This window comes from Staphylococcus sp. EG-SA-15 (genome assembly GCF_017151895.1).
In the GTDB taxonomy this organism is placed as follows: Bacteria; Bacillota; Bacilli; order Staphylococcales; family Staphylococcaceae; genus Staphylococcus; species Staphylococcus aureus.
Genome location: NZ_JACVZN010000087.1, coordinates 1 through 407, shown reverse-complemented (window position 1 = coordinate 407; position 407 = coordinate 1). Strand labels below are relative to the sequence as shown.

Genomic DNA, 407 nt, shown 5'->3' with positions numbered 1-407 from the left:
ATGGCTTCGCTTTCCTAGGGTGCCGTCTCAGCCTCGGTCTTCGACTGGCACTGCTCCCTCAGGAGTCTCGCCATTAATACTACGTATTAACATGTAATTTTACTTTTAAATACTTTAAAAAATAAGACACTTTGTCCAACTTACACTACCAATAGAAACTTCTGTTAGAATTCCTCAAAATGATATTTCGTGATATGTTAATGAAATTGTTGAAACGATACCTGATAGTGAATTCGATGAATTCAGACACCATCGTGGCGCAACATCCTATCATCCAAAAATGATGTTAAAAATTATCTTATATGCATACACTCAATCTGTATTTTCTGGTCGTAGAATAGAGAAATTACTTCATGACAGTATTCGAATGATGTGGTTAGCTCAAAATCAAACACCTTCTTATAAAA

1 pseudogene is annotated in these 407 nt (G+C 35.4%); it reads left to right on the top strand.

From position 1 onward, the window contains the following. Positions 1–121 precede the first annotated feature (121 nt). A pseudogene (locus IDG64_RS14455) lies at positions 122–407 on the top strand (transposase); the annotation flags it as partial.